Annotated in this window: 19 protein-coding genes, 1 pseudogene and 1 riboswitch; of the genes and pseudogenes, 8 read left to right on the plus strand and 12 right to left on the minus strand. The window is 71.5% G+C overall.

The window, feature by feature from the left end:
• Positions 1 to 72: 72 nt before the first annotated feature.
• From ABZ622_RS24695 to ABZ622_RS24705, 3 genes are read right to left on the minus strand one after another with little or no spacing between them, the layout of a single operon-like run.
• Positions 73 to 939 (minus strand): carbohydrate ABC transporter permease, encoded by an 867-nt coding sequence (locus tag ABZ622_RS24695; protein WP_360546597.1) that lies wholly within the window; start codon positions 937 to 939, stop codon positions 73 to 75.
• Positions 936 to 1907, minus strand: a complete 972-nt coding sequence (locus ABZ622_RS24700; RefSeq protein ID WP_360546599.1) for a sugar ABC transporter permease — start codon at positions 1905 to 1907, stop codon at positions 936 to 938. The genes ABZ622_RS24695 and ABZ622_RS24700 overlap by 4 nt, the downstream gene beginning before the upstream one ends.
• A complete protein-coding gene (locus ABZ622_RS24705) occupies positions 1904 to 3232 on the minus strand; it encodes a sugar ABC transporter substrate-binding protein (RefSeq protein ID WP_360546601.1) in 1329 nt (442 codons plus the stop codon). Before ABZ622_RS24705 ends, ABZ622_RS24700 begins: the two co-directional genes overlap by 4 nt.
• Before the next feature lie 534 nt (positions 3233 to 3766).
• Here ABZ622_RS24705 and ABZ622_RS24710 point away from each other — a divergent pair.
• Positions 3767 to 4777, plus strand: a complete 1011-nt coding sequence (locus ABZ622_RS24710; RefSeq protein ID WP_360546603.1) for a hydroxyacid dehydrogenase — start codon at positions 3767 to 3769, stop codon at positions 4775 to 4777.
• Between the two features lie 459 nt (positions 4778 to 5236).
• Here ABZ622_RS24710 and ABZ622_RS24715 read toward each other — a convergent pair whose 3' ends face one another.
• Both ABZ622_RS24715 and cobN read right to left on the minus strand, forming a co-directional pair.
• A complete protein-coding gene (locus ABZ622_RS24715; protein WP_360546605.1) occupies positions 5237 to 5473 on the minus strand; it encodes a hypothetical protein in 237 nt (78 codons plus the stop codon).
• A 179-nt stretch (positions 5474 to 5652) separates the two neighbouring features.
• Positions 5653 to 9249, minus strand: a complete 3597-nt coding sequence (gene cobN, locus ABZ622_RS24720) for a cobaltochelatase subunit CobN (RefSeq protein ID WP_360546607.1) — start codon at positions 9247 to 9249, stop codon at positions 5653 to 5655.
• Between the two features lie 70 nt (positions 9250 to 9319).
• A riboswitch (cobalamin riboswitch) is annotated at positions 9320 to 9469 on the minus strand.
• A 46-nt stretch (positions 9470 to 9515) separates the two neighbouring features.
• Here cobN and cobG point away from each other — a divergent pair.
• From cobG to ABZ622_RS24735, 3 genes are all read left to right on the plus strand, one after another.
• On the plus strand, positions 9516 to 10844 hold the full coding sequence (gene cobG / locus ABZ622_RS24725; RefSeq protein ID WP_360546681.1) for a precorrin-3B synthase: 1329 nt from the start codon (positions 9516 to 9518) through the stop codon (positions 10842 to 10844).
• 81 nt (positions 10845 to 10925) lie between these two features.
• The gene (locus ABZ622_RS24730) at positions 10926 to 11552 is read left to right on the plus strand and encodes a precorrin-8X methylmutase (protein WP_266919945.1); all 627 of its coding nucleotides are present in this window, start codon (positions 10926 to 10928) and stop codon (positions 11550 to 11552) included.
• Positions 11553 to 11554: 2 nt separating this feature from the next.
• On the plus strand, positions 11555 to 13060 hold the full coding sequence (locus ABZ622_RS24735) for a precorrin-2 C(20)-methyltransferase (RefSeq protein ID WP_360546609.1): 1506 nt from the start codon (positions 11555 to 11557) through the stop codon (positions 13058 to 13060).
• Here the strand turns inward: ABZ622_RS24735 and ABZ622_RS24740 are convergent.
• Positions 13045 to 13833, minus strand: coding sequence for a cobalt-precorrin-6A reductase (locus tag ABZ622_RS24740; RefSeq protein WP_360546611.1), 789 nt, complete (start codon positions 13831 to 13833; stop codon positions 13045 to 13047). The two genes, ABZ622_RS24735 and ABZ622_RS24740, sit on opposite strands and share 16 nt — an antisense overlap.
• 11 nt (positions 13834 to 13844) lie before the next feature.
• Between ABZ622_RS24740 and ABZ622_RS24745 the strand changes: the two genes are divergently transcribed.
• Positions 13845 to 14960 (plus strand): cobalt-precorrin-5B (C(1))-methyltransferase, encoded by a 1116-nt coding sequence (locus ABZ622_RS24745; RefSeq protein WP_360546613.1) that lies wholly within the window; start codon positions 13845 to 13847, stop codon positions 14958 to 14960.
• A 30-nt stretch (positions 14961 to 14990) separates the two neighbouring features.
• On the opposite strand, the gene cobM is transcribed toward ABZ622_RS24745, so the two are convergent.
• From cobM to ABZ622_RS24765, 4 genes and pseudogenes are all read right to left on the minus strand, one after another.
• Positions 14991 to 15740, minus strand: a complete 750-nt coding sequence (gene cobM / locus ABZ622_RS24750; RefSeq protein ID WP_360546615.1) for a precorrin-4 C(11)-methyltransferase — start codon at positions 15738 to 15740, stop codon at positions 14991 to 14993.
• Complete coding sequence (cbiE, locus tag ABZ622_RS24755) at positions 15737 to 16999, minus strand: precorrin-6y C5,15-methyltransferase (decarboxylating) subunit CbiE (protein WP_360546682.1); 1263 nt, start codon at positions 16997 to 16999, stop codon at positions 15737 to 15739. The genes cobM and cbiE overlap by 4 nt, the downstream gene beginning before the upstream one ends.
• Before the next feature lie 151 nt (positions 17000 to 17150).
• A pseudogene (locus ABZ622_RS24760) lies at positions 17151 to 17273 on the minus strand (iron transporter); the annotation flags it as partial.
• A 285-nt stretch (positions 17274 to 17558) separates the two neighbouring features.
• Positions 17559 to 18077: a DUF402 domain-containing protein gene (locus ABZ622_RS24765; protein ID WP_360546617.1), complete on the minus strand. Its 519-nt coding sequence runs from the start codon at positions 18075 to 18077 to the stop codon at positions 17559 to 17561.
• Between the two features lie 165 nt (positions 18078 to 18242).
• On the opposite strand from ABZ622_RS24765, the gene ABZ622_RS24770 reads away from it, so the two are divergent.
• The 3 genes from ABZ622_RS24770 to ABZ622_RS24780 all read left to right on the plus strand — a co-directional run bounded on the left by ABZ622_RS24770 (position 18243) and on the right by ABZ622_RS24780 (position 23587).
• Positions 18243 to 19487, plus strand: coding sequence for an MFS transporter (locus ABZ622_RS24770; protein WP_360546619.1), 1245 nt, complete (start codon positions 18243 to 18245; stop codon positions 19485 to 19487).
• 198 nt (positions 19488 to 19685) lie between these two features.
• Entirely contained in the window at positions 19686 to 22502 is a 2817-nt protein-coding gene (locus tag ABZ622_RS24775; RefSeq protein WP_360546621.1) for a heparinase II/III family protein, read from the plus strand.
• Positions 22503 to 22846: 344 nt separating this feature from the next.
• Positions 22847 to 23587 carry an ankyrin repeat domain-containing protein gene (locus ABZ622_RS24780; RefSeq protein WP_360546623.1) on the plus strand — a complete coding sequence of 247 codons (741 nt, stop codon included), beginning with the start codon at positions 22847 to 22849 and terminating at the stop codon, positions 23585 to 23587.
• On the opposite strand, the gene ABZ622_RS24785 is transcribed toward ABZ622_RS24780, so the two are convergent.
• Complete coding sequence (locus ABZ622_RS24785) at positions 23573 to 23923, minus strand: hypothetical protein (protein ID WP_360546625.1); 351 nt, start codon at positions 23921 to 23923, stop codon at positions 23573 to 23575. The genes ABZ622_RS24780 and ABZ622_RS24785 overlap by 15 nt on opposite strands.
• 265 nt (positions 23924 to 24188) lie before the next feature.
• Entirely contained in the window at positions 24189 to 24836 is a 648-nt protein-coding gene (locus ABZ622_RS24790) for a GntR family transcriptional regulator (RefSeq protein ID WP_360546627.1), read from the minus strand.
• Positions 24837 to 24893 lie beyond the last annotated feature (57 nt).

The following is a 24893-nucleotide window of genomic DNA, read 5'->3' on the forward strand; positions in this document are numbered from 1 at the left end:
CCGGGCTTGCCGGTGCGCTTCCGGAGGGCTGGGCTGGTCGTGCGGGGGGGCAGGTGCGGGCGGTGTGCCGGGTCAGCCCTTCAGCGCTCCGGAGGACAGACCGTGCACGAAGGACCGCTGGAAGAACAGGAAGACGATCACGGAGGGGAGCAGGGCCAGCAGGGAGGCGGCCATCACCACTCCGGGGGTGACGGCGGGGTCGATCCGCAGGGTCCGCAGCGCCAGCGGGAGGGTGTACGAGGAGGAGTCCGTGGAGACCAGGAGGGGCAGCAGGTACTGGTCCCAGATCATGGTGAAGCCGAAGACCCCGATGACCCCGAGCGCGGGCTTGCACATCGGCAGGATGATCTGGGCGAAGATGCGCAGGTCACCGGCGCCGTCGATACGGGCGGCCTCTTCGAGCTCCCGGGGCACGTCCTTCATGAACTCGGTCATCACGAGGATGGAGAAGCCCCAGGCGCCCAGCGGGACGATCATTCCGGCCAGGGTGCCGATGAGGTTGAAGTGGACGACCGGCAGGTCGGAGAGGATCACGGACAGCGGGAGGGCCAGGATCTCCTCGGGCAGCATCAGTGTCGCGAGGATGGCGACGAGGACCAGGGTCATCCCCGGGAAGCGCTTCCTGGCCAGTGCGTACCCGGCCAGGACGGAGACGGCCACCTGGAGCAGCAGCCCGAAGCCGACCACGAAGAACGAGTTCAGCAGGTAAGCGAGCACACCCTGGTCGAAGGCGATCTTGAAGTTGTCCAGGGTGGCGCCCGAGGGGATGACGCTGAGCTGGGTCGGGTCCTTGACGTGGCTGAAGGCGCTGACCAGCAGGGCCAGCAGCGGCCCGGCGAAGACGATCAGGACCAGCAGGTAGGTGACGGCCTTGAGGATCCGCCCGCCGGGACTGCGGCTCTCCGTCAGACCCAGCGCGGTCTCGGTCGGCGCGTTCATTTGCTCTCTCTCCGTCGCAGCAGGTGGACGACGACTGTCAGGATCAGCGTCGCGATGAACAGCAGGACGGCTCCCGCCGCGCCGACGCCGAGTCGGTTCTGCTCAAGCCCGAGCTTGTAGATCAGGGTCATCACGACCTCGGTGGAGCCGTCGGGCCCACCGTTGGTGAGCAGGAACACCTCGGTGAAGACGCGCAGTCCGCGGATCGCGGCGAGGATGAACAGGATCGAGAACACCGACCGCAGTCCGGGCACCGTCACATGCCAGACCCGTTGCAGCCGGGAGGCGCCGTCGACCTTCGCGGCCTCGTACAGGCCGCGGTCCACGCTGGTGAGGCCGGCGAGGAAGATCATCATGTCGTAGGGGGCGCCGCGCCAGATGCCGGTGACCATGATGGAGGCCATCGATGAGTCGGGGTCGTTGATGAATCCCGAGGGGCCGAATCCCACCAGGCCGAGGATGGAGTTGAGCATGCCGTCGGAGGTGGGGTGGTACATGATCCGCCACAGCTCGGCGACGACCGCGATCGGCACCACCACCGGCAGGAACGCGGCGGAGCGTACGAACCCGAGCCGGCGGCCCTGCCCTTCCATCAGCAGCGCGAGTGCGAGACCGAGGACCATCGAACCGGCCGTCTGCCCGGCGGCGAGGACCACGGTGTGCCAGGCGGCCTCGCGGAAGCCGTCGGACTGGAGCACTGTGGCGTAGTTCTCGGTGCCGACCCACCTGTTGCCGAGGTAGGGCTGAACGTCCTGGAAGGACATGGTCAGCGCACTGACCATGGGGATGAACTTGAAGTACAGGAAGAGGAGCAGTGCCGGTGCCAGGAACAGCCAGGGCGTCCACCACCGGCCCGCCCGGCGGTCGTGCCCGCGGCGGCCGGCGGCCCCGCCGGTCGCGCGGCCCGTTTTCCGGGTGGCGGGCCCGGCCGCCGGGAGGGCGGCCGGATCCGCCTGGTCAAGACTCATGACGCGGCGATTCCCTGTTCCTTGAGGATGTCGGCGAGCTGCTTGTCGAGCTCCTTCAGCTTGGTCCCGGTGTCCAGGTCGCAGTCGGCCAGCAGGGCGTTGACGGTCTCCGCGGTCGTCTGCCGGACGGGGGTCCAGTTCGGGATGGACGGCGCGTACCGGCCGGTGCTCCGGTAAATGTCAGCGTAGGTCTTCCACCGGGGGTCGGGGCGGACCTGGGAGATGTCCACCGTCTTGTTGACGGGCAGCTGCACGGTGAAGCCGGTTTCGCCCGCCATCCCGGTCTTCTGACCCTCGGCGGAGACGGCGAAGTCGGCGAAGGCGTCCTGGCCCGCCATGTTCTCGGAGCCGGCCATCAGGTAGATGGATCCGCCCTCGGCGAGCACGGTGGCGTCCTTCGGGCCCTTGGGCATCGGGACGACCTCGTACTTGTCCTTGCCGAGGGTCTCGTCGAAGCGGGGCAGCAGATACGGGCCGACGACGAACATGCCGGTCCGGCCCGCCTCGAAGGTCTCGTTGGTGGGCGGGGTCTCCATGGTCACGGCGCCCGGCTGGATGACCTTGCTCTTGCAGCCGAGGTCGCGGAACCACTGCACGGCCTGAACCGATTCCTTCGTGGTCATCGAGGGCTTGTACTTGCCGTCCCCGGCCCCGGTGATGAAGTCACCGCCCGCGGCCCAGAGGAAGTTGGAGAAGTACCAGGAGGCGTATCCGCGCTTGGTGGACAGCGGGGCGGCGAGGCCGTACGTGTTCTTCTTGCCGTCGCCGTCGGGGTCCTTGGTGGTGAAGGCGTCGGCCATCGCGGCGAAGTCGTCCCAGCTCTGCGGGACTTCGAGCTTCAGCTTCTCGCGCCAGTCCTTGCGGATGAGCAGCGCGGACGCCTGCGCCGAGTACGGCAGGCCGAACTGCTTGCCGTCCACGCTCTTTCCGGAGTCCAGCCCCTGGCCAACGATCTGCTTGCTGTTCTTGAGCTTGTCCAGGTCGATCTCCCGGAGCAGACCCTGACTGTGCATGGCGCCGAGTTGCGTCACATCGTTCATGACGATGTCGGGCAGCTTCTTCTGTGCGGCCCGCTGCTGGAGCTTGGTCTCGAAGTCGTCGAAGATCGCCGTGACCTTGACCTTGAAGCCCGTGGACTTCTCGAAGGCGGCAGCGAGCTTGAGGGCTCCCTGCTCTCCCGGCCCGCCCGGTGTCGTCCGGGTCCACAGTTCGAGCGGTGCCTTCGAGTTCTGCTTGGCGTCCACTCCCGCAGGCCCTGATGTACAGCTGGTGAGGACAAGTGCGGACGCGAGAACACCCGCACCGATCCACCGCGTTCTCTGCATGACAACTCCTGTTTCGCCGCATCACAGCTGGCCTGGAAGCGCTTGGTCACAACTGGGCTGGAAAGCGCTCGATCACAGCTGGCCTGGAAAGCGCTTGCTGGGACGCTAACGGGGTCCGAATCCTTGGTCAATAGTCCGATGAATACAAAAGCTTCGCGATGGCTCGCGAGAACCTTGCCGGACCCGCTCCCGCACCCCTCCCCCGCCGCCCACCACCCCGGCACACGGACCGGGCACCCGGCGAAAACACCTGGTGGGCGGGTAGTTCTGCCGCCAGGCAGACCGGTCGGCCGACCGCGTACCGACCGCACATGAGCATGACACTCACCAGGACAGTCGATGCCGAGTGGCCGATCTTCATCCAAGGTCCTCCCAATCATCCGATGTATCGTGCCTGCAAGCACATAGACCAAGGCAACGAACAAGCCACGCCAATCTTCAACACCGGGTCAGACATTTCCCCACGCGCCCGACCAGGGCTCAGGAGTCGACCCGCTGACCGTCCGTCAGTAGAGAGCCGAGGAGCGCAACGCCATGAACGAGCCGGCCCGCCGACCGACAGCCCTGTTGGTCATGGAGGAAGAACGCAGGGCGGATGTCTATCCCCCCGAGGTCCTGGCCCAGGTCGAACGTCTCGTACACCTGCAGGGTCCACCGCTCACACGTCAGCAGCTCGAAGAGGATCCCGGCGTGCTGCGACAGGTCGACGTCCTGCTCACGGGCTGGGGCGCGCCCGTGCTCGATGCCGCCTTCCTCTCGCATGCCTCTCGGCTGCGGGCGGTCCTCGTCGCCGCGGGCTCCGTGCGGCATCTGACCACACCTGAGTTCTGGGCACGCGGCGTGCCGATCGTCTCCGCCGCCGCGGCCAATGCCGTCCCGGTCGCGGAGTTCACTCTCGCCCAGGTCCTCCTCGGGCTCAAGCAGGTACATCGCATCGCCCGGGAGGTGGCGAGCAGCCGCCGCTTCCCCCACAACCCCCAGGTGCCGGGCGCCTACCGGTCACGCGTGGGCCTGTTGGGGCTCGGGCACATCGGCCGTCTCGTCGCGGCCCACCTCGGCCGTTTCGACATCGAGGTCCTCGCCACGGATCCCGTCGCGTCCCCCGAGGCCGCCGGGCAGGCGGGCGTCCGGCTGGTCGGCATCGAGGAACTGTTCGCCACCTGCCATGTCGTCAGTCTCCACGCGCCCCTCCTGCCCGAGACCCGCGGCACGATCGGGGCACGGCTGCTGAACTCCCTGGGGCCGGGCGCGACACTGATCAACACCGCGCGCGGCGCGCTGATCGACGAAGCCGCCGCGGCGCAGGTCCTGCACGCCAGACCCGACCTCACCGCCGTGCTCGATGTCACGCACCCGGAGCCTCCCGCCCATGACTCGCCACTCTTCACCCTTCCCAACGTCGTCCTGACACCCCACCTCGGCGGTGCCCTCGGGGCCGAACGTCATCGTCTCGGAGAGCTTGTGCTCGACGAACTCCGACGCTTTATACATGACCAACCTCTCCAGCACGCGATCGACCCCGCCCGCGCCGCGTCACTGGCCTGAGGCGGCGGTGGCCGGCCCGCGACGTCAGCGAAACGTCAGCGAAACGTGCGTGGAACGTCAGCGTGCGGCAGGAGAGTTCGGGGTCCGGCCGGGCCGTCGGCCCCGAATCGCGCATGGCGTGTCGGCATTGGGCGTGTTGGGTTTTCGGGTGTCTGGTGTTTCACGTGCTGGGGTTTCGCGTGTGAGGTATTCGCGCGTGGGGTTTTCGCGTGTGCCCGCGGGTCGGTCAGGGGCGGCCGTCGGCACATCGCCGAGGGAGTCGGTCATCGAGCCGCCGAGGATCGGGTCCGCTGCACGGACGAGAGTGCGCCGGAGCTGATCGGACGGTCGGGAGCCGTACCAGGGCCGAGTGCTGGTCGCGGACCGTCGGCGGCACCCCACCGAGCGGTCGGCGACGGCCGTGCGGAGTGGGCGACGGACTCGCGCCGGCCACCCCGCACGGCCGCTGCGGAGCGACCCTCAGTGCGGCCGCCAATGGAACTTGCCGCCGCCCACCCACCGCACAACACCCGGGTCGTCGAGGTCATGGACTTTGATTCCCGCGGCCGAGGCGGCGGCGAGCACATCCATCATCGACGTTGCCGCGCTCACCACCTCCCCGTCGATCTCCACCAGGCGGAAGGGCGGATCACCGGGCTGGACTCCCAGCACGGTGATCCGGGGCGACGAGATATAAGGACTGCCACTTTCGGTCATGCGTAGATCGCTTCCACGCCACGGGCGACACTATGCCCGGCGTCACTACGGGTGACGCCCCGTCGCGGAACAGTGCGTCTACCTGGGGCAATGGCACGCCGCCCGCCGGCCCCGGCCCGCGCCCGGGCCGGGGCTCGCTCATCCGTCGCCGTCCGGTGGCCCGGTGCCGGGCCCCGGGGTCAGTCCTCGCCCTCCAGGTTGCCCTCCGTCTCCAGGTATGCCTGGCGCAGGGCGTCGAGGATCGCCGGGTCGGGCTTGGCCCACATGCCGCGGGACTCGGCCTCCAGGAGGCGTTCCGCGATGCCGTGCAGGGCCCAGGGATTGGCCTGCTGGAGGAACTCGCGGTTGGTCGGGTCCAGCACGTACGTCTCGGTGAGCTTGTCGTACATCCAGTCGGCGACCACGCCCGTCGTCGCGTCGTAGCCGAAGAGGTAGTCGACGGTGGCGGCCAGCTCGAAGGCGCCCTTGTAGCCGTGCCGCCGCATCGCCTCGATCCACTTGGGGTTCACCACCCGGGCGCGGAAGACCCGTGAGGTCTCCTCCACCAGGGTGCGGGTGCGGACCGTCTCGGGGCGGGTGGAGTCGCCGATGTACGCCTCGGGGGCGGTGCCGCGCAGGGCGCGGACGGTGGCCACCATGCCGCCGTGGTACTGGAAGTAGTCGTCCGAGTCGGCGATGTCGTGTTCGCGGGTGTCGGTGTTCTTGGCCGCGACCGCGATCCGCTTGTACGCCGTCTCCATCTCCTCGCGGGCCGGGCGGCCGTCGAGTTCGCGTCCGTAGGCGTAGCCGCCCCACACCGTGTAGACCTCGGCGAGGTCCGCGTCGGTGCGCCAGTCGCGGGAGTCGATGAGCTGGAGCAGACCGGCGCCGTACGTACCGGGGCGGGAGCCGAAGATACGGGTGGTGGCGCGGCGTTCGTCGCCGTGGGCGGCCAGGTCGGCCTGGGTGTGGGCGCGTACGTGGTTCTGCTCGGCCGGCTCGTCCAGGGAGGCGGCGAGGCGGACCGCGTCGTCGAGCAGGCCGATGGTGTGCGGGAAGGCGTCGCGGAAGAAGCCGCTGATGCGCAGGGTGACGTCGATGCGCGGGCGGCCGAGCTCGGCCGGCGGGATCGCCTCCAGGCCGGTGACGCGGCGCGAGGCGTCGTCCCAGACGGGGCGGACGCCGAGCAGCGCGAAGGCCTCGGCGACGTCGTCACCGGCGGTGCGCATCGCGCTGGTGCCCCACAGGGACAGGCCGACCGAGGTGGGCCAGTCGCCGTTGTCGGTGCGGTAGCGCTCCAGGAGCGAGTCGGCCAGGGCCTGGCCGGTCTCCCAGGCCAGGCGCGAGGGTACGGCCTTGGGGTCGACGGAGTAGAAGTTGCGGCCGGTCGGCAGAACGTTGACCAGGCCGCGCAGCGGGGAGCCGGAGGGTCCGGCGGGGACGAACCCGCCGTCCAGCGCGTGCAGGGCGTGGTCGAGTTCGTCGGTCGTGGCGGCCAGTCGCGGCACGACCTCGCGGGCGGCGAAGTCGAGGATGTCGGCGACCGCCCGCGGGTGCCCGGCCGCCACTTCGGCGACGGCGTCCGGGGACCAGCCGGCGTCCTCCATCGCCTGGACCAGGGTCCGGGCCCGCTCCTCCGCCTCGTCGGCGGTGACTCGGGTCGCGGCGGACTCGTCGAGCCCCAGGGCCTCGCGCAGGCCCGGCAGGGAGGCGGTGCCGCCCCAGATCTGGCGGGCCCGCAGGATCGCGAGGACGAGGTTGACCCGGTCGGCGCCGGCCGGGGCGCCGCCCAGCACATGCAGTCCGTCACGGATCTGGGCGTCCTTGATCTCGCAGAGCCAGCCGTCGAGATGCATGATGAACTCGTCGAATCCCTCGTCCTCGGGGCGGTCCTCCAGCCCGAGGTCGTGGTCGAGCTTGGCGGCCTGGATGAGGGTCCAGATCTGTGCGCGGATCGCCGGGAGCTTCGCCGGGTCCATCGCCGCGATCTGGGCGTGCTCGTCCAGAAGTTGTTCGAGGCGGGCGATGTCGCCGTAGCTGTCGGCTCGTGCCATCGGCGGTACGAGGTGGTCCACCAGAGTGGCGTGGACGCGCCGCTTGGCCTGCGTGCCCTCGCCCGGGTCGTTGACCAGGAACGGGTAAATCAGTGGCAGGTCGCCGAGGGCGGCGTCGGGGCCGCAGGCGGCGGAGAGGCCGGCGTTCTTGCCGGGCAGCCACTCCAGGTTGCCGTGCTTGCCGAGGTGGATCATCGCGTCGGCGCCGAAGCCGTTGTCGTCGGCGGCAGCGGCGATCCAGCGGTAGGCGGCCAGGTAGTGGTGCGAGGGCGGCAGATCGGGGTCGTGGTAGATCGCGATCGGGTTCTCGCCGAAGCCGCGCGGCGGCTGGATGAGGATGAGCAGATTGCCCCGGCGCAGGGCGGCGAGCACGATGTCGCCGTCCGGGTTGCTCGACCGGTCCACGAACATCTCGCCCGGGGCGGGGCCCCAGTGCCGCTCGACGGCCTCGCGGAGCTCGGCCGGGAGGGTCGCGTACCAGCGCCGGTAGTCGGCGGCGGGGATACGGACCGGGTTGCGGGCCAACTGCTCCTCGGTGAGCCATTCCTGGTCGTGGCCGCCGGCCTCGATCAGTGCCCGGATCAGCTCGTCGCCGTCGCCCGAGACCAGGCCGGGGACCTCCTCCGTACCGAAGTCGTATCCCTGGTCTCGGAGTCGGCGCAGCAGGGCGACGGCACTGGCCGGGGTGTCGAGGCCGACGGCGTTGCCGATGCGGGAGTGCTTGGTCGGGTAGGCGGACAGCACCAGTGCGATCCGCTTCTCGGCGGCCGGGATGTGGCGCAGCCGGGCGTGGCGCACGGCGATCCCGGCGACGCGGGCGGCGCGCTCGGTGTCGGCGACGTACGCGGGCAGGCCGTCCTCGTCGATCTCCTTGAAGGAGAACGGCACGGTGATCAGGCGGCCGTCGAACTCGGGGACCGCGATCTGGCTGGCGGCGTCGAGCGGGGAGACGCCCTCGTCATTGTCCTCCCAGTCGGTGCGCGATCCGGTGAGGCAGAGCGCCTGGAGGATGGGGACGTCGAGGTTGCTGAGGACGCCCGCGTCCCAGGACTCGTCGTCGCCGCCCGCCGACGCCTCGGCCGGCCGGGTGCCGCCGGCGGCGAGGACGGTGGTGACGATGGCGTCGGCGGCGCGCAGCGCGTCGATCAGCTCGGGCTCGGGGGTGCGCAGCGAGGCGACGTACAGCGGCAGCGCGCGGGCACCGGCGTCCTCGACGGCGCCGCACAGGGCGTCCACGAACGCGGTGTTGCCGCTCATGTGATGGGCGCGGTAGTAGAGCACGGCGACGACCGGGCCGTCGGTGCGGCGGGCGGTGCGCTCCAGCGGGCCCCAGGAGGGTGCCGGGGCGGGCGGTGCGAATCCGTGGCCGGTGAGCAGGACGGTGTCGGAGAGGAAACGGGCGAGCTGGTCCAGGTTGGCGGGGCCGCCGTGGGCCAGGTAGGCGTGGGCCTCGGCGGCGATGCCGATGGGGACCGTGGAGGCGGCCATCAGCTGGGCGTCGGGGGCCTGTTCGCCGGTGAGGACGACGACGGGGCGTCCGGTGGCGAGGACTTGGTCGAGGCCGTCCTGCCAGGCGCGTACGCCACCGAGGAGACGTACGACGACCAGGTCGACGCCGTCGAGGAGCTGCGGGAGGTCCTGGAGCGGGAGCCGGGAGGGGTTGGCGTAGCGGTAGGAGACCGGGCCGTCCGAGGCGCGGGCACTGAGCAGGTCGGTGTCGGACGTCGACAGGAGCAGGATCATGCGGCGTCGGGCCTTCCTCGGGGTGTCCACGCCCCGGGCGGTGTCGGAATGGAGTCTCCCCAGCTCGACGGAGTCGAGCGGCGGGGAAGGGAGTTCCTGACTCGCCCGGCCGGGGCCGGGTTCACAGTGGCGGGACCGTGCCGGAATCGCACCGGACTTCCTCCCCTGTCGCCGTCTGTGGCGACGACGTGCCGGATGGCCCGTCAATAGGCATAGTAAGGGCCGGTCACCGATGGAGGACATACGGTTCTGTTCAGATGGTCGGTATGCTCGCCGCCATGCCCCCACCTGCCACTTCGCCTTCGCTGCCCGCAGACTCGTCTGCCCGGGACCGCGGTGACGCCTGCCCCGGCACGCTGCGGCTGCACCGGGCGGACGACGGCGCTCTGGCCCGCGTCCGGGTGCCCGGTGGTCTGCTGACCGCGGTGCAGGCGGATGCCCTCGGTGTGGTGGCGGAGAGACTGGGCGATGGTGAGTTGCATCTCACTTCGCGAGGCAATGTGCAGTTGCGCGGGCTGAGCCCCGACTGCGGTGGCGAACTGGCCGACCGGCTGGGCGAGGCGGGACTGCTGCCCTCCGCCCGCCACGAGCGGATACGCAACGTCGTGGCGTCGCCGCTCTCGGGGCTCGACGGCGAAGGAGCGGCGGACGTCGGAGCGTGGCTCCGGGCGCTGGACGCGCTGCTGTGCGCGGGCGAGCGGACGGCCGGGCTCTCCGGCAGGTTCTTGTTCGTGCTCGACGACGGCCGCGGCGATGTGGACGCGCTGGGCGGCGATGTGACGCTGCTGGCGCAGGACGGCGGAGTGGCGCTGCTTCGGATCGGCACGGCCCGGACCGTGGTGCGGATACCCGGTGCGCAGGCGCCGCGGGCCGCCCTCATGGCTGCGGAGACTTTCCTGGAGCGGGCGTCCGGCACCGGTGCCTGGCGGGTGTCGGACCTGCCCGGTGGCGCCGGCTCCCTTCTCGACGAGGTCGTACGGCGGTTGCGGGAGGCGGATCCCGGCACCGCCGCCACCGAGGTCCGTGACTGTCCGCGCGGCTCGGACGGCCCCGCCCCCGGCATGGTGACCGGCCCGCACGACCGGGCGGCGTTGTCCGTCGGCATCCCTCTGGGGCGGATCACCCCGGCGCAGTGGCGGTCGCTGACGGACACGGCCCGGCAGCGGGGACGTGGTGAATTGCGGCTGACCCCGTGGCGCGGGGTCGTCGTACCGGGGGTGGAGCGGCGGCGGGCTGCGGGGCTGCTGGACGAACTGGGGGCCGCCGGCCTCGTCGTCGGACCCGACTCCCCCTGGACCGGGGTGGGTGCCTGTATCGGCCGGCCCGGCTGCGCGAAATCGCTGGCCGATGTGCGGGCCCGGGCGGCGGCCGTGGTGGGGCCCGTGGGCCTGCTGCCGGTGTACTGGTCCGGGTGCGAACGCCGGTGCGGCCATCCCCGCGGCGAGTGGGTCGATGTGGTCGCCGTCCCCGGCGGACACCGGATCTCCGTCGTTCGGGGCGAGGAGCGGGGCGCACCGGTGAGCGTCCCCAGCCCCCCCGACAGCCCTGGCGGACTCGCCGAAGCGGTGGCTTCGGCCCGCGGCACGCGCGGCTGATTCCGTACGCGCGGCTCCCCTGTACTCGCAGTACCTGCTGTACCCGACCGTTGCACGCCCGAGGAAGAAAGCGAAAGCACTGTGCACCAGTACGAGAAGGACGGACCGGCGATCTATCGCCAGTCCTTCGCCACGATCCGCGCGGAGGCCGATCTCGCGGGCCTGCCCGCCGATGTGAGCCAGGTCGCGGTCCGCATGATCCACGCCTGCGGGATGGTCGACCTCGTCCGCGATCTCGCTTTCACCCCGGACGCGGTCGCCCGTGCCCGTGCCGCGCTGCGGGGCGGCGCGCCCATCCTGTGCGATGTGGCGATGGTCGCCAGCGGTGTGACCCGCAAGCGGCTGCCCGCGGACAACGAAGTGGTGTGCACCCTGTCCGACCCGGCGGTGCCCGGCCTGGCGAAGGAGCTGGGCACCACGCGCAGCGCCGCCGCCCTGGAGCTGTGGCGCGACCGGCTGGACGGTGCGGTGGTGGCCGTCGGCAATGCGCCGACCGCCCTGTTCCGGCTGCTGGAGATGATCGAGGAGGGCGCGCCCCGCCCCGCCGCCGTCATCGGTGTGCCGGTCGGCTTCATCGGTGCCGCCGAGTCCAAGGACGCCCTGGCCGCCCACCCGTCCGGCCTGGAGCATCTGATCGTCCGGGGCCGTCGCGGCGGCAGCGCCATGGCGGCCGCCGCCCTCAACGCGATCGCCAGCGAGGAAGAGTAGACGTGAGCGAGCAGAAGACGGGCCGGCTGTACGGGGTCGGACTCGGCCCCGGCGATCCGGCTCTGATGACCGTACGCGCGGTGGAGATCATCGCCGAGGCCGATGTCATCGCCTATCACAGCGCCCGGCACGGGCGGTCCATCGCCCGGTCCATCGCGGCGAAGCACATCCGTGCCGACCATGTCGAGGAGCCGCTGGTCTACCCCGTCACGACGGAGACCACGGATCACCCGGGCGGTTACCGGGGGGCGATGGAGGAGTTCTACGCCGAGGCGGCGGCCCGTCTGGCGGCGCATCTCGACGCCGGGCGGACGGTCGCCGTGCTGGCCGAGGGCGACCCGCTCTTCTACGGCTCGTACATGCACATGCACAAGCGGCTCGCCGACCGGTACCCGACCGAGGTGATCCCGGGCGTGACCTCGGTCAGTGCGGCCGCCGCACGCCTGGGCACCCCGCTCGTCGAGGGCGAGGAGGTGCTGACGATCCTGCCCGGCACGCTGCCCCAGGAGGAGCTGACCGCCCGTCTCGCGGCCACCGACGCCGCCGTGGTGATGAAGCTGGGGCGTACGTTCCCGGCCGTACGCGGCGCCTTCGAGGCGTCCGGGCGGCTGCCCGAGGCGCGGTACGTCGAGCGCGCCACGATGGCCGGGGAGCGGGTGGGCGACCTGGCCGGGGTCGACCCGGACTCGGTGCCGTACTTCGCGGTCGCGGTCCTGCCCAGCAGGATCGGGGCGCCGCGTCCCGAAGGCGCCCCGGAGGGTGGCGAGGTGGCCGTGGTCGGCACCGGTCCGGCCGGGCCGCTGTGGCTGACCCCCGAGACGCGCGGGGCACTGGCCGCCGCCGACGATCTGGTCGGCTACACCACGTATCTGGACCGGGTGCCGGTCCGGCCGGGGCAGGTGCGCCACGGCTCGGACAACAAGGTCGAGTCGGAGCGGGCCGAGTTCGCCCTCGATCTGGCCCGGCGCGGACGGCGGGTGGCCGTGGTGTCGGGCGGCGACCCCGGGGTCTTCGCGATGGCGACGGCCGTCCTCGAAGTGGCGTCGCAGGACGAGTACGCGCAGGTGCCGGTGCGGGTGCTGCCGGGGGTGACGGCGGCCAACGCCGCCGCCGCCCGGGCGGGTGCGCCGCTGGGCCACGACTACGCGACGATATCGCTCTCCGACCGGCTCAAGCCGTGGGAGGTGATCGCGGAGCGGCTGCGCGCGGCCGCGACGGCGGATCTGGTGCTGGCGCTGTACAACCCCGGGTCGCGCAGCCGGACCTGGCAGGTCGGCAAGGCCCGTGACCTGCTGCTCGAACACCGCTCGCCGGACACTCCCGTGGTCCTGGGCCGCGATGTCGGCGGGCCCGCCGAGAACGTGCGGACGGTACGGCTCGCGGACCTCGATCCCGCCGAGGTCGACATGCGTACGATCCTGCTCGTCGGGTCCTCGCAGACCCGTTGGGTGAAGCGCGGGGCGGGGCAGCAGATCGTCTGGACGCCCCGCCGCTATCCGGAGGGCTGAGCCGGGCCGGCCGTCGCCCGTCCCTGGCGGAAGAAGTGTTCGCGCAGCCAGGCGACGGCCGCTTCCGGACCGTCGACGACCGGGATGCCACGGGGCACGGGCGGCCGTCGCACCACCACGACCGGGATCCGCGCCTCGCGGGCCGCGGCGAGCTTGGGGGCGGTGGCGGCGCCGCCGCTGTCCTTCGTGACGACCACGTCGATGCGGTGACGGCGGATCAGCTCGCGCTCCCCGTCCAGGCTGAACGGGCCCCGGTCGAGCAGCACCTCCATGCGGGCGGGGTACGGCGCCTCGGGGGCGTCCACCGAACGCATCAGGAACCACAGCTCGTCCAGCCCGGCGAAGGCGGCCAGCCCCATGCGTCCGGTCGTGAGGAAGACCCGTCGGCCCAGCGCGGGCAGCGCCGCCGCGGCCTCGGCCAGCGAACCGGCCGGATGCCAGTCGTCGCCGTCACCGGGCACCCAGCCGGGGCGGCGCAACGCCAGCAGGGGAACATGGGCCCCAGCGGCGGCAGCGGCCGCGTTGAAACTGATCGTCCCGGCGAAAGGATGGGTGGCGTCGATGAGCGCGTCGACCCGGTGGGTACGCAGCCATGCGGCGAGCCCGTCGGCTCCGCCGAAGCCGCCGATGCGGACCTCGCCGGGCGGAAGCCTCGGACCGGCCACGCGTCCGGCGAGCGAGCTCGTCAGCCTGGCGCCGGCCGGGAACACCTCCACCAGCAACTCGGCGAGGCGGCGGGCCTCCGTCGTGCCGCCGAGTACGAGTACATGCATCGGATCCATCCATGGGTGAGATTGAGGGCGGGCGCAGCGCCCAGCTGAAGCACACCGGTCTGCGACCCGGCTGGACCACCGGAGCCTGTGCCACCGCGGGGGCCACCGCCGCGTACACCGCCCTGCTGACGGGCGACTTCCCCGACCCGGTGACGATCACCCTACCCAAGGGGCAGACGCCCGCTTTCGCGCTCGCGGTGGAGGAGCTGGCCGGGGGGCGGGCGACGGCCGGGGTGGTCAAGGACGCGGGCGACGATCCCGATGTGACGCACGGTGCTCTCGTCCGGGTCACCGCGCGGCTGCTGCCGCCGGGCTCGGGTGTGGTGTTCCGGGCCGGACCGGGTGTGGGCACGGTCACCCTTCCCGGGCTGCCTCTCGATGTCGGGGAGCCGGCGATCAATCCGGTGCCGCGGCAGATGATCCGCGACCACATCGCCCGGGTCGCCGCGGAGCACCGGGGCACGGGGGACGTGGAGGTCACCGTGTCGGTGGACGACGGCGAGGAGATCGCCCGCTCGACGTGGAATCCGCGTCTCGGCATCCTGGGCGGTCTGTCGATCCTCGGCACGACCGGTGTGGTGGTGCCGTACTCCTGCTCGGCGTGGATCGACTCGATCCGTCGCGGGGTGGACGTGGCCCGTGCCGCCGGGCACACCCATGTGGCCGGGTGCACGGGTTCCACCTCGGAGAAGACGGTGGTGTCCGAGTACGGGCTGCCGGAGATCGCGCTGCTCGACATGGGGGACTTCGCGGGCGCGGTGCTCAAGTACGTCCGCCGTCATCCGGTGGACCGGCTCACGGTCTGCGGCGGCTTCGCGAAGCTGTCGAAGCTCGCTGCCGGGCACCTCGATCTGCACTCCGGCCGGTCGCAGGTCGACAAGCCGTTCCTGGCCGGGCTGGCCCGGCTCGGCGGTGCGGACGAGGCGTTGGCGGCCGAGGTGGCGGTCGCGAACACGGGGCTCGCGGCACTCCGGTTGTGCCAGGCCCGGGGTGTTCCGCTGGGGGATCTGGTGGCCGTGGCGGCGCGGGACGAGGCGCTGTCGGTGCTGCGGGGTGCGCCGGTGGCCGTCGATGTCATCTGCATCGACCGGGCGGGCACGGTCGTCGGGCGCAGCACGGTGCGCTGACCGGCCGCCCGGCCGATGCGGCGGCCCGGCTCAGCAGACGTGGCGTTCGCGTCCGGGCGAGTAGAGGTGGCTGTCGTGGAACTGCTCGGCGCCCAGGGTGCGGCCGACCATGATGACGGCGGTGCGGAGCACGCCCGCCGCCTTCACCTGCCCGGCGATGTCGTCGAGGGTTCCGCGCAGGACGATCTCGTCCGGGCGTGAGGCCAGCGCCACAACGGCGGCCGGGCAGTCGGCGCCGTAGTGCGGCAGCAGTTCCTCCACGACCCGGTCCACGTACCTGGCGGCGAGGTGCAGCACGATCAGGGCACCGCTGCGGCCCAGCGTGTCCAGGTCCTCGCCCTCGGGCATCGCGGTCGCGCGGTGGGCGATCCGGGTGAGGATGACGGTCTGGCCGACGGTCGGTACGGTCAGTTCCCGCTTGAGCGCCGCCGCGGCGGCCGCGAACGCGGGTACGCCGGGCACCACTTCGTAGGGCACCTGGGCCTCGTCGAGCCGGTGCATCTGCTCGTTGACCGCGCTGAACACCGAGGGGTCGCCCGAGTGCAGCCGGGCCACGTCGTGGCCGGCCTCGTGCGCGGCCAGCAGTTCGGCGGTGATCTGGTCGATGTCGAGCTGCGCGGTGTCCACCAGGCGGGCGTCCGGGGGGCATTCGGCGAGCAGTTCCCCGGGCACCAGGCTGCCCGCGTACAGGCACACCCCGCAGGAGGCGAGGGTGCGGGCACCGCGCACGGTGATCAGGTCGGCCGCCCCGGGGCCGGCGCCGATGAAATACACGGTCATCTGTTGTCTCCTGGGTGTTGCGCGGGCTCGTGTGCCGAGTGTTCCGCTTCGGGACCGGTCAGGGGTTTGCGTACGGACCACTGGGTGACGGGCATGGCCTGCCGCCAGCCGGTGAAGCCGCCGACCGGCACTGCGTGCGCGACGGCGAGCCGGACCAGTTCGCCGCCGTGTTCGCGGTGTGCCTCGGCGAGCAGCGCCTCGGACTCCAGTGTGACCGTGTTGGCGACCAGTCGTCCGCCGGGCGGCAGCGCGTCCCAGCAGGTGTCGAGCAGGCCGGGCACGGTCAGCCCGCCGCCGATGAACACGGCGTCGGGCGTGGGAAGTCGGGCGAGGTTGCCGGGTGCCGGGCCGGTCACCACGCGCAGGGCCGGCACGCCGAGCCGGTCGGCGTTGCGGGCGATGCGTTGTGCCCGTCGCGGATCGCGTTCCACGGTGATCGCGCGGCAGGAGGGGTGGGTCCGCATCCATTCGATCGCGATGGATCCGGAGCCGCCGCCGATGTCCCACAGGAGTTCGCCGGGGGCGGGTGCGAGCACACCGAGGGTCGCGGCCCGGATGTGCCGCTTGGTGAGCTGTCCGTCGTGTTCGTACGCCGTGTCGGGCAGGCCGGGTACGGCGCCGAGGCGCAGGGCTTCGGGGGTGCGCCGGCATTCGACCGCGATGACGTTCAGCGGGTCGCCCGGTGGGTGCGGCCAGTGGTCCGCGGTGCCCTCCAGGCATGCTTCGTCCGCTCCGCCGAGTTGTTCGAGCACGCGCAGCCGGCTCGGGCCGAAGCCCTGTTCGCGCAGCAGTCCGGCCACGGCGGCGGGGGTCCGGGCGTCCGCGCTGAGGACGAGGACCCGCCGGCCGTGGTGCAGGGCGGCGGCCAGCCGGGCGGTGGGGCGGCCGACCAGGGTGACGACCTCGGTGTCCTCCACCGGCCAGCCGATCCGGGCGCAGGCGTAGGACACGGAGGACGGGTGGGGCAGGATCCTCAGCGCTTCGGTGCCGAGCACTTCGGTGAGGGCCCGGCCGATGCCGTAGAACATCGGGTCGCCGCTGGCCAGGACGGCGACCCTGCTCCCGGCGTGCGCGGCGAGCAGGCCGGGAACGGCGGGCCGCAACGGTGAGGGCCACGGGACCCGTTGTCCCCGGCAGGACGCCGGGAGCAGGCCGAGTTGCCGCTCGCCTCCGATGAGGACCTGTGCGCCGACGAGTTCCGTGCGCGCCGCGTCGGGCAGTCCCGCCCATCCGTCGGCGCCGATTCCCACGACGGTCACCGCAGGTGGGACGGGTTGTTCGGGTGGTGCGAGAGTCACGGACGGTACCTCGGTGTTCAGGGGATGACGCAGCCGAACTCTACTGTCCGGCCGTGATCGGGCGGCGGCCAGGTGCCCGCCGTGGGACCTTGCCCGGCGCACCGCGGCGCCCTGCCTGCGCTCCGGCAACCTGCTTGCGGAACTTCGCGACGAGCTTCTCCGCACGGTCCTCGACGTCGAAGACCCTGCCCAGGTTCCGCAGATCGGTGTACAGGGCATCGAGTGGTGTCATCACTTCGGGGCCTTCCCCCGGGCGCCGAGCGCCCTGCGCAGCACCACTCGCAGTCCACGGCGAATGGGCAGGAGCCTTCACCACCGCGGGTGATCGGGCTTGCGGGGCCCACTTGTACGGGCTCGACCTGTCGTTGCGGGTCAGCGCCGGACTTCGACCGGACTTCCCCCGTGGGGCAAGTGCAGGCGAGTGCAGCTCAGCGCGAACGGGGTTGCGTGCCGCCGGAGGGTGATCACGCCGGTTCCGAGCAGGCAGCCGGGGAACCGGATGCGTTCGCGGAACGGCCGGTCAGTACGCGGACATCCTGGCGAGCCACGACCGACGGCAGCGGCCGAAGGGCTCGGAGTCCTCGGTGAGCGCGGCTCGCAGCTGTTCGGCCGTTGTTGTAGCTCGGGCTATGACGTCGGGCGGGTAGGCGTACCGGACCTGGTGATCGGCGAACTCGTCCTCGTCGTCGACGAAGACAGTCCCCCCGTCACGTGTACGGCAGACGTCGAGATCCAGGTCGATCATGGTGACCTCCCCGGGGTGCGGCCACCGGGGTGGGGTGGTGACATCGCAGTAGGCGTCAAGCCGTGCGGGGGCCGCCTGGAACAGCCCCGTCCACCAGGCATCGCGGGGAATGAGCATCACCCTGGCTTCCCGCGTGGTGTAGACGGCGCCCTCGGCGCCCGTGCTGCAGACGGTGCCGGCCGGCGCCCCGAGCCAGACCCCGTGCTCGTCCTCCCCCAACCGGACCATGGGATGGCGCCGGTGCGGGGTGCCGTCGTACTTGCGGACGGAGACCAGTACCCGAGCGGCGTTCATGACCGGGACAGTACAGCGGCGAGAGATTCGCCCGTCGCTCCGGCCGCACAACCAACCGTTGTGTTCTTCCGGCAGGTCGGTTGTTTGATCTCGCTGTCCCTGGCTCGCTTTGATACCGACGTTCAGCGCGCGGTCGTTTCGAAGTCGGCGAGAGGTGCATCGGGAATGGCGGGCAGGCAGGCTCTGGGGCGGCGGTTCGGGTGGTTGTGGGCGGCGTACGCGGCCAGTGCGTACGGCACCGGGCTCGGGTTCGGTGCGTTGCCCCTGATCGCGGTGCTCGTGCTGCACTCGGGGCCGACCCAGGTGGCGGTGCTGGCCGCAGCGGGGCGGGCGGTGGGGGCGGCGCTCGCGGTGCCGCTGGGGCCGTGGGTGGAGTTCCGCCGCAAGCGGCCGGTCATGATGGCGATGGACCTGACGCGGTTCACGGCCTTGATGAGCATCCCCGCCGCGTTCGCGTTCGGACTGCTCGGCTTCGCCCAACTGCTCGTCGTCTCCGTCGTCGTCGCCGCGGCCAACATCGCCTTCAACGCGGCCGGCGGCGCCTATCTCAAGACGCTCCTGCCGCCGGAGCAACTGCTCGTCGCCAACGGCCGGTTCGAGTCCACGACGTGGACCGCGACGACGGTCGGGCCACCGCTCGGCGGGGCCGCGATCGGGCTGTTCGGCCCGGTGACGACCGTGGTGGTCGACGCGGTCAGCTATCTACTCTCGGCACTGGGCATCCGGGCCATCGGCGGGACGGAACCGTGTCTCGCACGGACCGGCGCACCCCGGCTGCGGGCGGGCGATCTGCTCGCGGGCTGGCGCCACATCCTCGGCCACCCCGTGCTGCGCCCGCTGTTCTTCAACTCGATCGTGGTCAACGGCCTGATCATGGCATCCGAGCCGCTGCTCGCCGTGCTCCTGCTCGGCCGGCTCGGGTTCTCCCCCTGGCAGTACGGTCTCGCGTTCGCGGCCCCTTGCGTCGGCGGCCTGATCGGCTCACGTCTCGCGCGCCCGCTCGCGGCACGGTTCGGGCAGCACCGGGTGCTCCGCATCGCCGGAGCGCTGCGCGCGTGCTGGCCCCTCGGGCTTGCGTTCGTCCGGCCCGGCGTCCCCGGGCTCGTACTCATCGTCGTCGTCCAATTCGGCCTGGTGACCTGCTGCGCGCTGTTCAACCCGCTGCTGTCCACCTACCGGCTCGACCACACCGACCCCGGCCGGGTCGCCCGCACCCTGACCGCGTGGTCGATCAGCAGCAGCGCCGCCATCGCCGTGATGACCGCGGGGTGGGGTCTGCTCGCCGCCGTCACCGGCCCCCGTATCGCGATCGCGGCCGCCGGAGTCCTTCTCCTCGCCACTCCGCTGCTGCTCCCGCGCCGCGAGATTGCTCCCCTGGACACGGGGAAACAGGCCGCAAGCCTCTTGTGACCGTTCGATCTCCGCCTCCGTCACACGACAGTAAGCGTTTTCAACAACCCGCCTGGAAGCGTGAGTTCAGCCTTTCGCGGAGGCCGGATCTCTGAGGTCGGGAGCCTTGACCGTCGATAGTAAGCGCTCTAGATTCCCTGCATCTTGTGCCGGCGGCAAAGGGGCGGTCACCCGGACGGTGGCTGGGCTCCGCAGTTCATGCATCACTGGATCTCGGGAGCCACCATGGAGTTCGGCCGCAGGGCTGTGCTGTGCGCAGCCATCGCCACCACACTCGCCGTCGCTGCGGGCGGACTGTTCGCCGCGAGTCCGGCCGCCGCCGCATCGGTGCCGGCCGAGGACGAGTTCTTCGGTGTCTGGAACCCGGCCACCGGCACCTGGACGAAGGAGCCCGCGCTCGACTACGCGGCGTTCGGCGCGCTCGCCGAGGTCGAGGCGGCAGCCAAGTCCGGTGCGTACGAAAGGGCTTCGGCCGGTCTGCTGGCGTACTACCGCGGCCGTGAGGGCCGCACCCCGCCGCCCTGGGTACAGAACAACGTCTTCGTGGCCGGCCAGGAAGAGCTGTTCCTCGACCACTTCTGGACTCTGGGCACCGGCGAGGCATACATATCCACGTTCGCCGTGGACGGCGCCGAGGCCGAGGTGACCGCCGATGTCACGCGCAATGCCCGGTCCGCGCACGCGTCGGGCTGGATCGGCTTCATGCTGATGGCCCGCCACAAGGAGTCCTCGACAGCCGAGTTCCGATCCCGTCAGGCCGCGAGCGGCGGTCCGGTGCTGTCGGTGACGCTGGCCGACGGAACGGTCTTCGACCTGGCGGCCGACCATGACACATACATCGCCAACGGCGATCTGTCCGGGGCGGTCCTCGGCGCCGAGCCGGAACTCCAGGTGCGGGACGAGGGCACGGGCCCGTACGGGCCGCAGACCCGCAAGGCGTACCTGAGCTTCGATCTCAGCACTCTGCCCGCCGCGCCGACGAAGGCCGTGCTCAGGCTGACCGGCCGCAGCGCCGCGGCGGACGGTCCGAAGCAGGTGGTCCTCTTCCAGGAGAAGGAGGCGTTCGACGAGGCCACCCGCACCTGGAACAACACCGTGCAGAACACCTTCTCCTGGCAGGGCGACCCGGGCGGCTTCGACTGGAAGGGACCGGCGGGCTCCGACCCCGAGTACAGCTACCAGCTGCCGCGCTTCTACTTCGCCGGCCCCGTCGCCGACGCGTACCGGACCACGGGGGACGAGAGGATCGCCGCGGGGCTGCTCTCCCTGATGACAGACTTCGTCCAGGACGCCGCGGACCGCCCCGGTGGGGTGCCGGGTTTCCCGCGCAATCTGGATTCCTGCTGGCGGTACCTCAACTGGACGTATGCGTACGACGTGCTGCGCACCAGCTCCTCGCTCACCCCCGCGATCAACACCACGCTTCTGCGGGCATTCGTGGCCGGTGCCCGGTACCTGGCCACGACCACGTCCAACACCCCCAACTGGATGATCTCGATCCGCAGCACACTGCTCGGACTCGCCCTGTATTTCCCGGAGTTCAAGGGGAGTTCGCGGTGGCTGGCCGACGCGCAGACGTTCCTCGGCGAGCAGTTGCGCTCCGCGTTGTTCCCGGACGGCGGCTACGTAGAGGCGAGTTCGGGCTACGCGATGGGGGTCGCCCAGACCTTCGGCAAGAACGCCGCCCTGCTCAAGGCCAACGGGGAGAGCTTCGCGGCCGGTGAGGATCTGCGCGCCCTGTCGTGGTATCTCGCCGACCAGGCCTACCCCGACGTACGCGACCCGTCGTACGGGGATTCGGGCACCGCCGACTGGTCGCCCGGTCTCGCCGTGCTTGCCGACCTGCTGTACGACGAGGAGCTGCGCCATGTGGCCACGCAGGGCGGCGCGGGCAGGGCTCCGGGCCACACCTCGGTGGTCTACCCCGTGACCCGGACCGCCGTGCAGCGCACCGGCTGGGCGGAGCAGGATCTGTACCTGCGGTTCTCCGCCGACCGCGGTCCGCACTCGGTGCGCGACGATCTCGATGTCGCGGTGTACGCGTACGGCAGGCCGCTGCTGCCGGAAATGGGCGCCTTCAGCTACAGCAGCGACCCGAAGTCGAACTGGCTGCGCTTCGACTCCCGGTCCCGCAACACGGTCACGGTCGACGGCGTCCCCCAGGTGCTCGACGCGGCGGCCGGGCTGAGCCAGACGCACACCCCGTGGTTCGACCTGGCGACCGGCTGGACCGACGCCTCGGCAGCCGCACGGCACAGCCGTACGGTGCTGTTCGTCCGGGGCCGCTTCTGGATCGTGTCGGACGTGCTCACTCCGCACGACTCCGCCGGGCACTCGTACCAGCAGACGTGGCACTCCCTGCCCGATGCCCGGTTCACGGTCGACCCCGTCACCAAGGCCGCGAGCACAGCCTTCGCCACGGGTGCGAACATCCGCATCGTCCCGTCCGATCCGGCCCCGATCACCGCCGGACTCGACGACGGCTACTACTCACCGGCCTTCTACACCGTCTCGGAGGCGAAGTACGTCTCCTACACGCTGAAGGCCACGGGAACGGCCCGTCTCGACACACTGCTGCTGCCGGCCCACGCGGGTTCCGGCGCCGAGGCCGAGGTCACACGGGTGCGCACCGGCGACGGCGCGTCCGCGCTGCGCTTCACGGCCGACCGCAGCTCCGGGTGGTACCTGCACGCCGGCGGGGCGGGCCGGGAGCGCGCCTTCGGTCCGTACGCCGCCGACGCACGCGTGGCGTACGCGGAGACGACGGACGGCGTGGAGCGACTGCTGCTCGCCGGCGGAACGGTGCTGCTGCGTGGACGCAGGCCGCTGATCCGGGCCGACCGCGAACTCGGCACCCTGGCAGTTGAGTTGGACCGGGAGCGGCGCAGTGTCGCCGTGGCGGGCCTGAGTGGGGCCACGCGTCTGGAGGTCGCCGCGCCGTGGGCTCGGAGGGTGACGGTGGACGGTGAGCCGGTTCGGTTCACCGTCCGGCACGGCATGGTCCGGCTCGGCTGACTTCGGGACGCGGACGCGGACGCGCCCGCGAAGCCGTGGGCGAGACGACCCGCTGTCCCTTCGGGGCAGAGGAGTTGGGTTGCTCGGGTGTCACTCGGTTCAGGGTGACGAAGGTGCCCGCGGCGCGGAGCCTCAGCGTGAGGCAAGGCGGTGGCCGGTCGCGCAGCCGCAGCGTGAGGGCAGGATGGCCGGCCGCACATCAGCCGATCGGTCGACCCCGATGTCGTCACGACGTCCGCGCATCGCCATCCGGTTCAGCGATGCCATGGGCCGCCGGGCACGCCCAGCATGGACGGTGCGGGCCCGCACCGTCCGGGGCCCGCACCCACGGATTGAGAGGAACCATGTCTCCGGCACGACGCGCTGCCCTCCTGATCGTCCCGCTCGTCGGCCTGACCGCGCTCGCGACCGCGTGCGGCGCGCAGCCGGACGGCGATGCCACCGGGCGGAAGCCCTCGGTCACCGGCTCCGGCCCGCTGTCCACGAAGCGGTCGGCCGCCGACCGCGAGCTGCTCGAAGCCGCACGTTCCGGTGACACCCGCGGGGTGCGCGGTGCGATCGAGCGGGGCGCCGACCTGGAGACCCGTGACGAGAACCGCCGCACCCCGCTCCTCCTCGCGGCCACCGGTGATCACGTCGAGTCCGCCGAGATGCTCGTCAACGCCGGGGCCGACCCCGATGCGCTGGACCAGCAGCACGACACTCCGTGGCTGGTGACGGGCGTGACCGGGAGCGCGGCCATGGCCCGGACGCTCGCGGCGGCCGGCCCCGACTACACCGTCGTCAACCGGTACGGCGGCACCTCACTCATCCCGGCCGGCGAACACGGCCATGTCGCCTATGTCCGGGAAGTGACCACCAACCCGGACATCGACGTCGACGTGAATCACATCAACGACCTCGGCTGGACTGCCCTGTTGGAGGCCGTGATCCTCGGCGACGGCGGAGCGGACCACCAGGAGACCGTGAAGCTACTGCTGGCAGGGGGTGCCGATCCGGCGGTCGCCGACAAGACCGGGACGACCGCGCTGCAACACGCCGAGCGGCGTGGTTTCGACGAGATCGCCCGGCTACTGGGCAAGTGAGGCGGGCCGGCCACCGGTGGTCCGCTCGATCACGATGCAGGCGAACAGCGCCACGACGAGCCCGCTCACCGCGTCGGAGAGCTGTGGTGCGAACCAGTGGACGAGCCCGCCGGCCGCGCCACCCGCGGTCCAGGTGATGAAGGCGGTGGGACGCACCGTCGTATCCGGGCGTACTTCGGACGGCGGCGGTGCCACGGTCGCTACGGCGGCGGTCAGGGCCGCGACCTGCTCGTCGAGGGCCGAGGTGTCGAGGTCGGTGCCGAGGACGTGGCCGGCGATCTCCAGGGGGTGGCCGTCCTGGGAGCCGCCGACGCATCGTCCAGGCGCCGCTCGCACGCACGCTGCCGGAGAGCCGGCACCTCGTCGTCTGCGTCGGCGGTGGTGGCGTGCCGGTGCGGACCGACAGCAAGGGGCGGCAGACAGGCCTGCAAGCGGTCGTCGACAAGGACCTCGCCTCGGCGGCCCTGGCGGCCGAACTCAAGGCGGACATGCTGGTGATGCTGACGGTCGGTGACTTGGTCAGCGCGAACTGGAATCGTCTACGTCCGAGCGCTCTCGGCGGCCCGGTGCCGGGCGTGCCGCCCCGGACGGGCCGCTCCGCTCAGCCCTGGGACCTGCGTCGCGCGGCGGCCGCGTTGCGGCCCGTCACCAGGTGCTCGCCGGCCAGCCGTTCGACACCGGCGACGTCCCGCTCCGCGATCGCCCGGTACAGCCCTTCGTGCTCCTGCGCGACGCCCCCGAGGTCGTCGTGCTGTCCCAGCAGCCAGCGCATCCTGCTGCGCAGCGTGCTCTGGAGCTCGTTGAGGAGTTCGTTGTCGGCGAGCTCGGTGACCGTCTCGTGGAAGTCGGCGGCGGCGCGGTGGGCCCGTACGGCGTCCCCGCTGTCCGCCGCCTTCAGCTCGGCGTCGAGATCCGCGCGGAGCTTTTCGAGCCCCGCGCGGGTGCGCCGTTGGGCGGCGAGCCGGAAGGTCAGCGTCTCCAGTGCCGCGCGCACCTCGTCCAGGTCCTCGACGTCCGCCGGCGTGAACTCCCGTACGACGGCCCAGGTCCGCGGCCTCGGTGTGACCAGCCCCTCGGTGACCAGCGCTTTCAGAGCCTCCCGGATGGGCAGCCTGCTCACACCGAGCTCCGCGGCGAGCTCGCGCTCGACGAGTTTGCTGCCCGGTTCACGCACACCGTCGATGATCGCGTCACGCAGCAGGCGTGTGACCCGCTCCGACTCGGGCTCGAACTCCCCAGACCCTGTCATGTCCTCAATTCTCTCATCGCTCGAAGTCAGTATTCGGTATGCCGTCCCTGGGACGGG

It is taken from the genome of Streptomyces sp. NPDC007164 (assembly GCF_040634135.1).
Classification (GTDB): Bacteria; Actinomycetota; Actinomycetes; order Streptomycetales; family Streptomycetaceae; genus Streptomyces; species Streptomyces sanglieri.

Coding starts and splice junctions, on each gene's coding strand:
- ABZ622_RS24695 (WP_360546597.1), bottom strand. CDS start 939: ATGAACGCGCCGACCGAGACCGCGCTGGGTCTGACGGAGAGCCGCAGT.
- ABZ622_RS24700 (WP_360546599.1), bottom strand. CDS start 1,907: ATGAGTCTTGACCAGGCGGATCCGGCCGCCCTCCCGGCGGCCGGGCCC.
- ABZ622_RS24705 (WP_360546601.1), bottom strand. CDS start 3,232: ATGCAGAGAACGCGGTGGATCGGTGCGGGTGTTCTCGCGTCCGCACTT.
- ABZ622_RS24710 (WP_360546603.1), top strand. CDS start 3,767: ATGAACGAGCCGGCCCGCCGACCGACAGCCCTGTTGGTCATGGAGGAA.
- ABZ622_RS24715 (WP_360546605.1), bottom strand. CDS start 5,473: ATGACCGAAAGTGGCAGTCCTTATATCTCGTCGCCCCGGATCACCGTG.
- cobN (WP_360546607.1), bottom strand. CDS start 9,249: ATGATCCTGCTCCTGTCGACGTCCGACACCGACCTGCTCAGTGCCCGC.
- cobG (WP_360546681.1), top strand. CDS start 9,516: ATGCTCGCCGCCATGCCCCCACCTGCCACTTCGCCTTCGCTGCCCGCA.
- ABZ622_RS24740 (WP_360546611.1), bottom strand. CDS start 13,833: ATGCATGTACTCGTACTCGGCGGCACGACGGAGGCCCGCCGCCTCGCC.
- ABZ622_RS24745 (WP_360546613.1), top strand. CDS start 13,845: ATGGGTGAGATTGAGGGCGGGCGCAGCGCCCAGCTGAAGCACACCGGT.
- cobM (WP_360546615.1), bottom strand. CDS start 15,740: ATGACCGTGTATTTCATCGGCGCCGGCCCCGGGGCGGCCGACCTGATC.
- ABZ622_RS24765 (WP_360546617.1), bottom strand. CDS start 18,077: ATGAACGCCGCTCGGGTACTGGTCTCCGTCCGCAAGTACGACGGCACC.
- ABZ622_RS24770 (WP_360546619.1), top strand. CDS start 18,243: ATGGCGGGCAGGCAGGCTCTGGGGCGGCGGTTCGGGTGGTTGTGGGCG.
- ABZ622_RS24775 (WP_360546621.1), top strand. CDS start 19,686: ATGCATCACTGGATCTCGGGAGCCACCATGGAGTTCGGCCGCAGGGCT.
- ABZ622_RS24780 (WP_360546623.1), top strand. CDS start 22,847: ATGTCTCCGGCACGACGCGCTGCCCTCCTGATCGTCCCGCTCGTCGGC.
- ABZ622_RS24790 (WP_360546627.1), bottom strand. CDS start 24,836: ATGACAGGGTCTGGGGAGTTCGAGCCCGAGTCGGAGCGGGTCACACGC.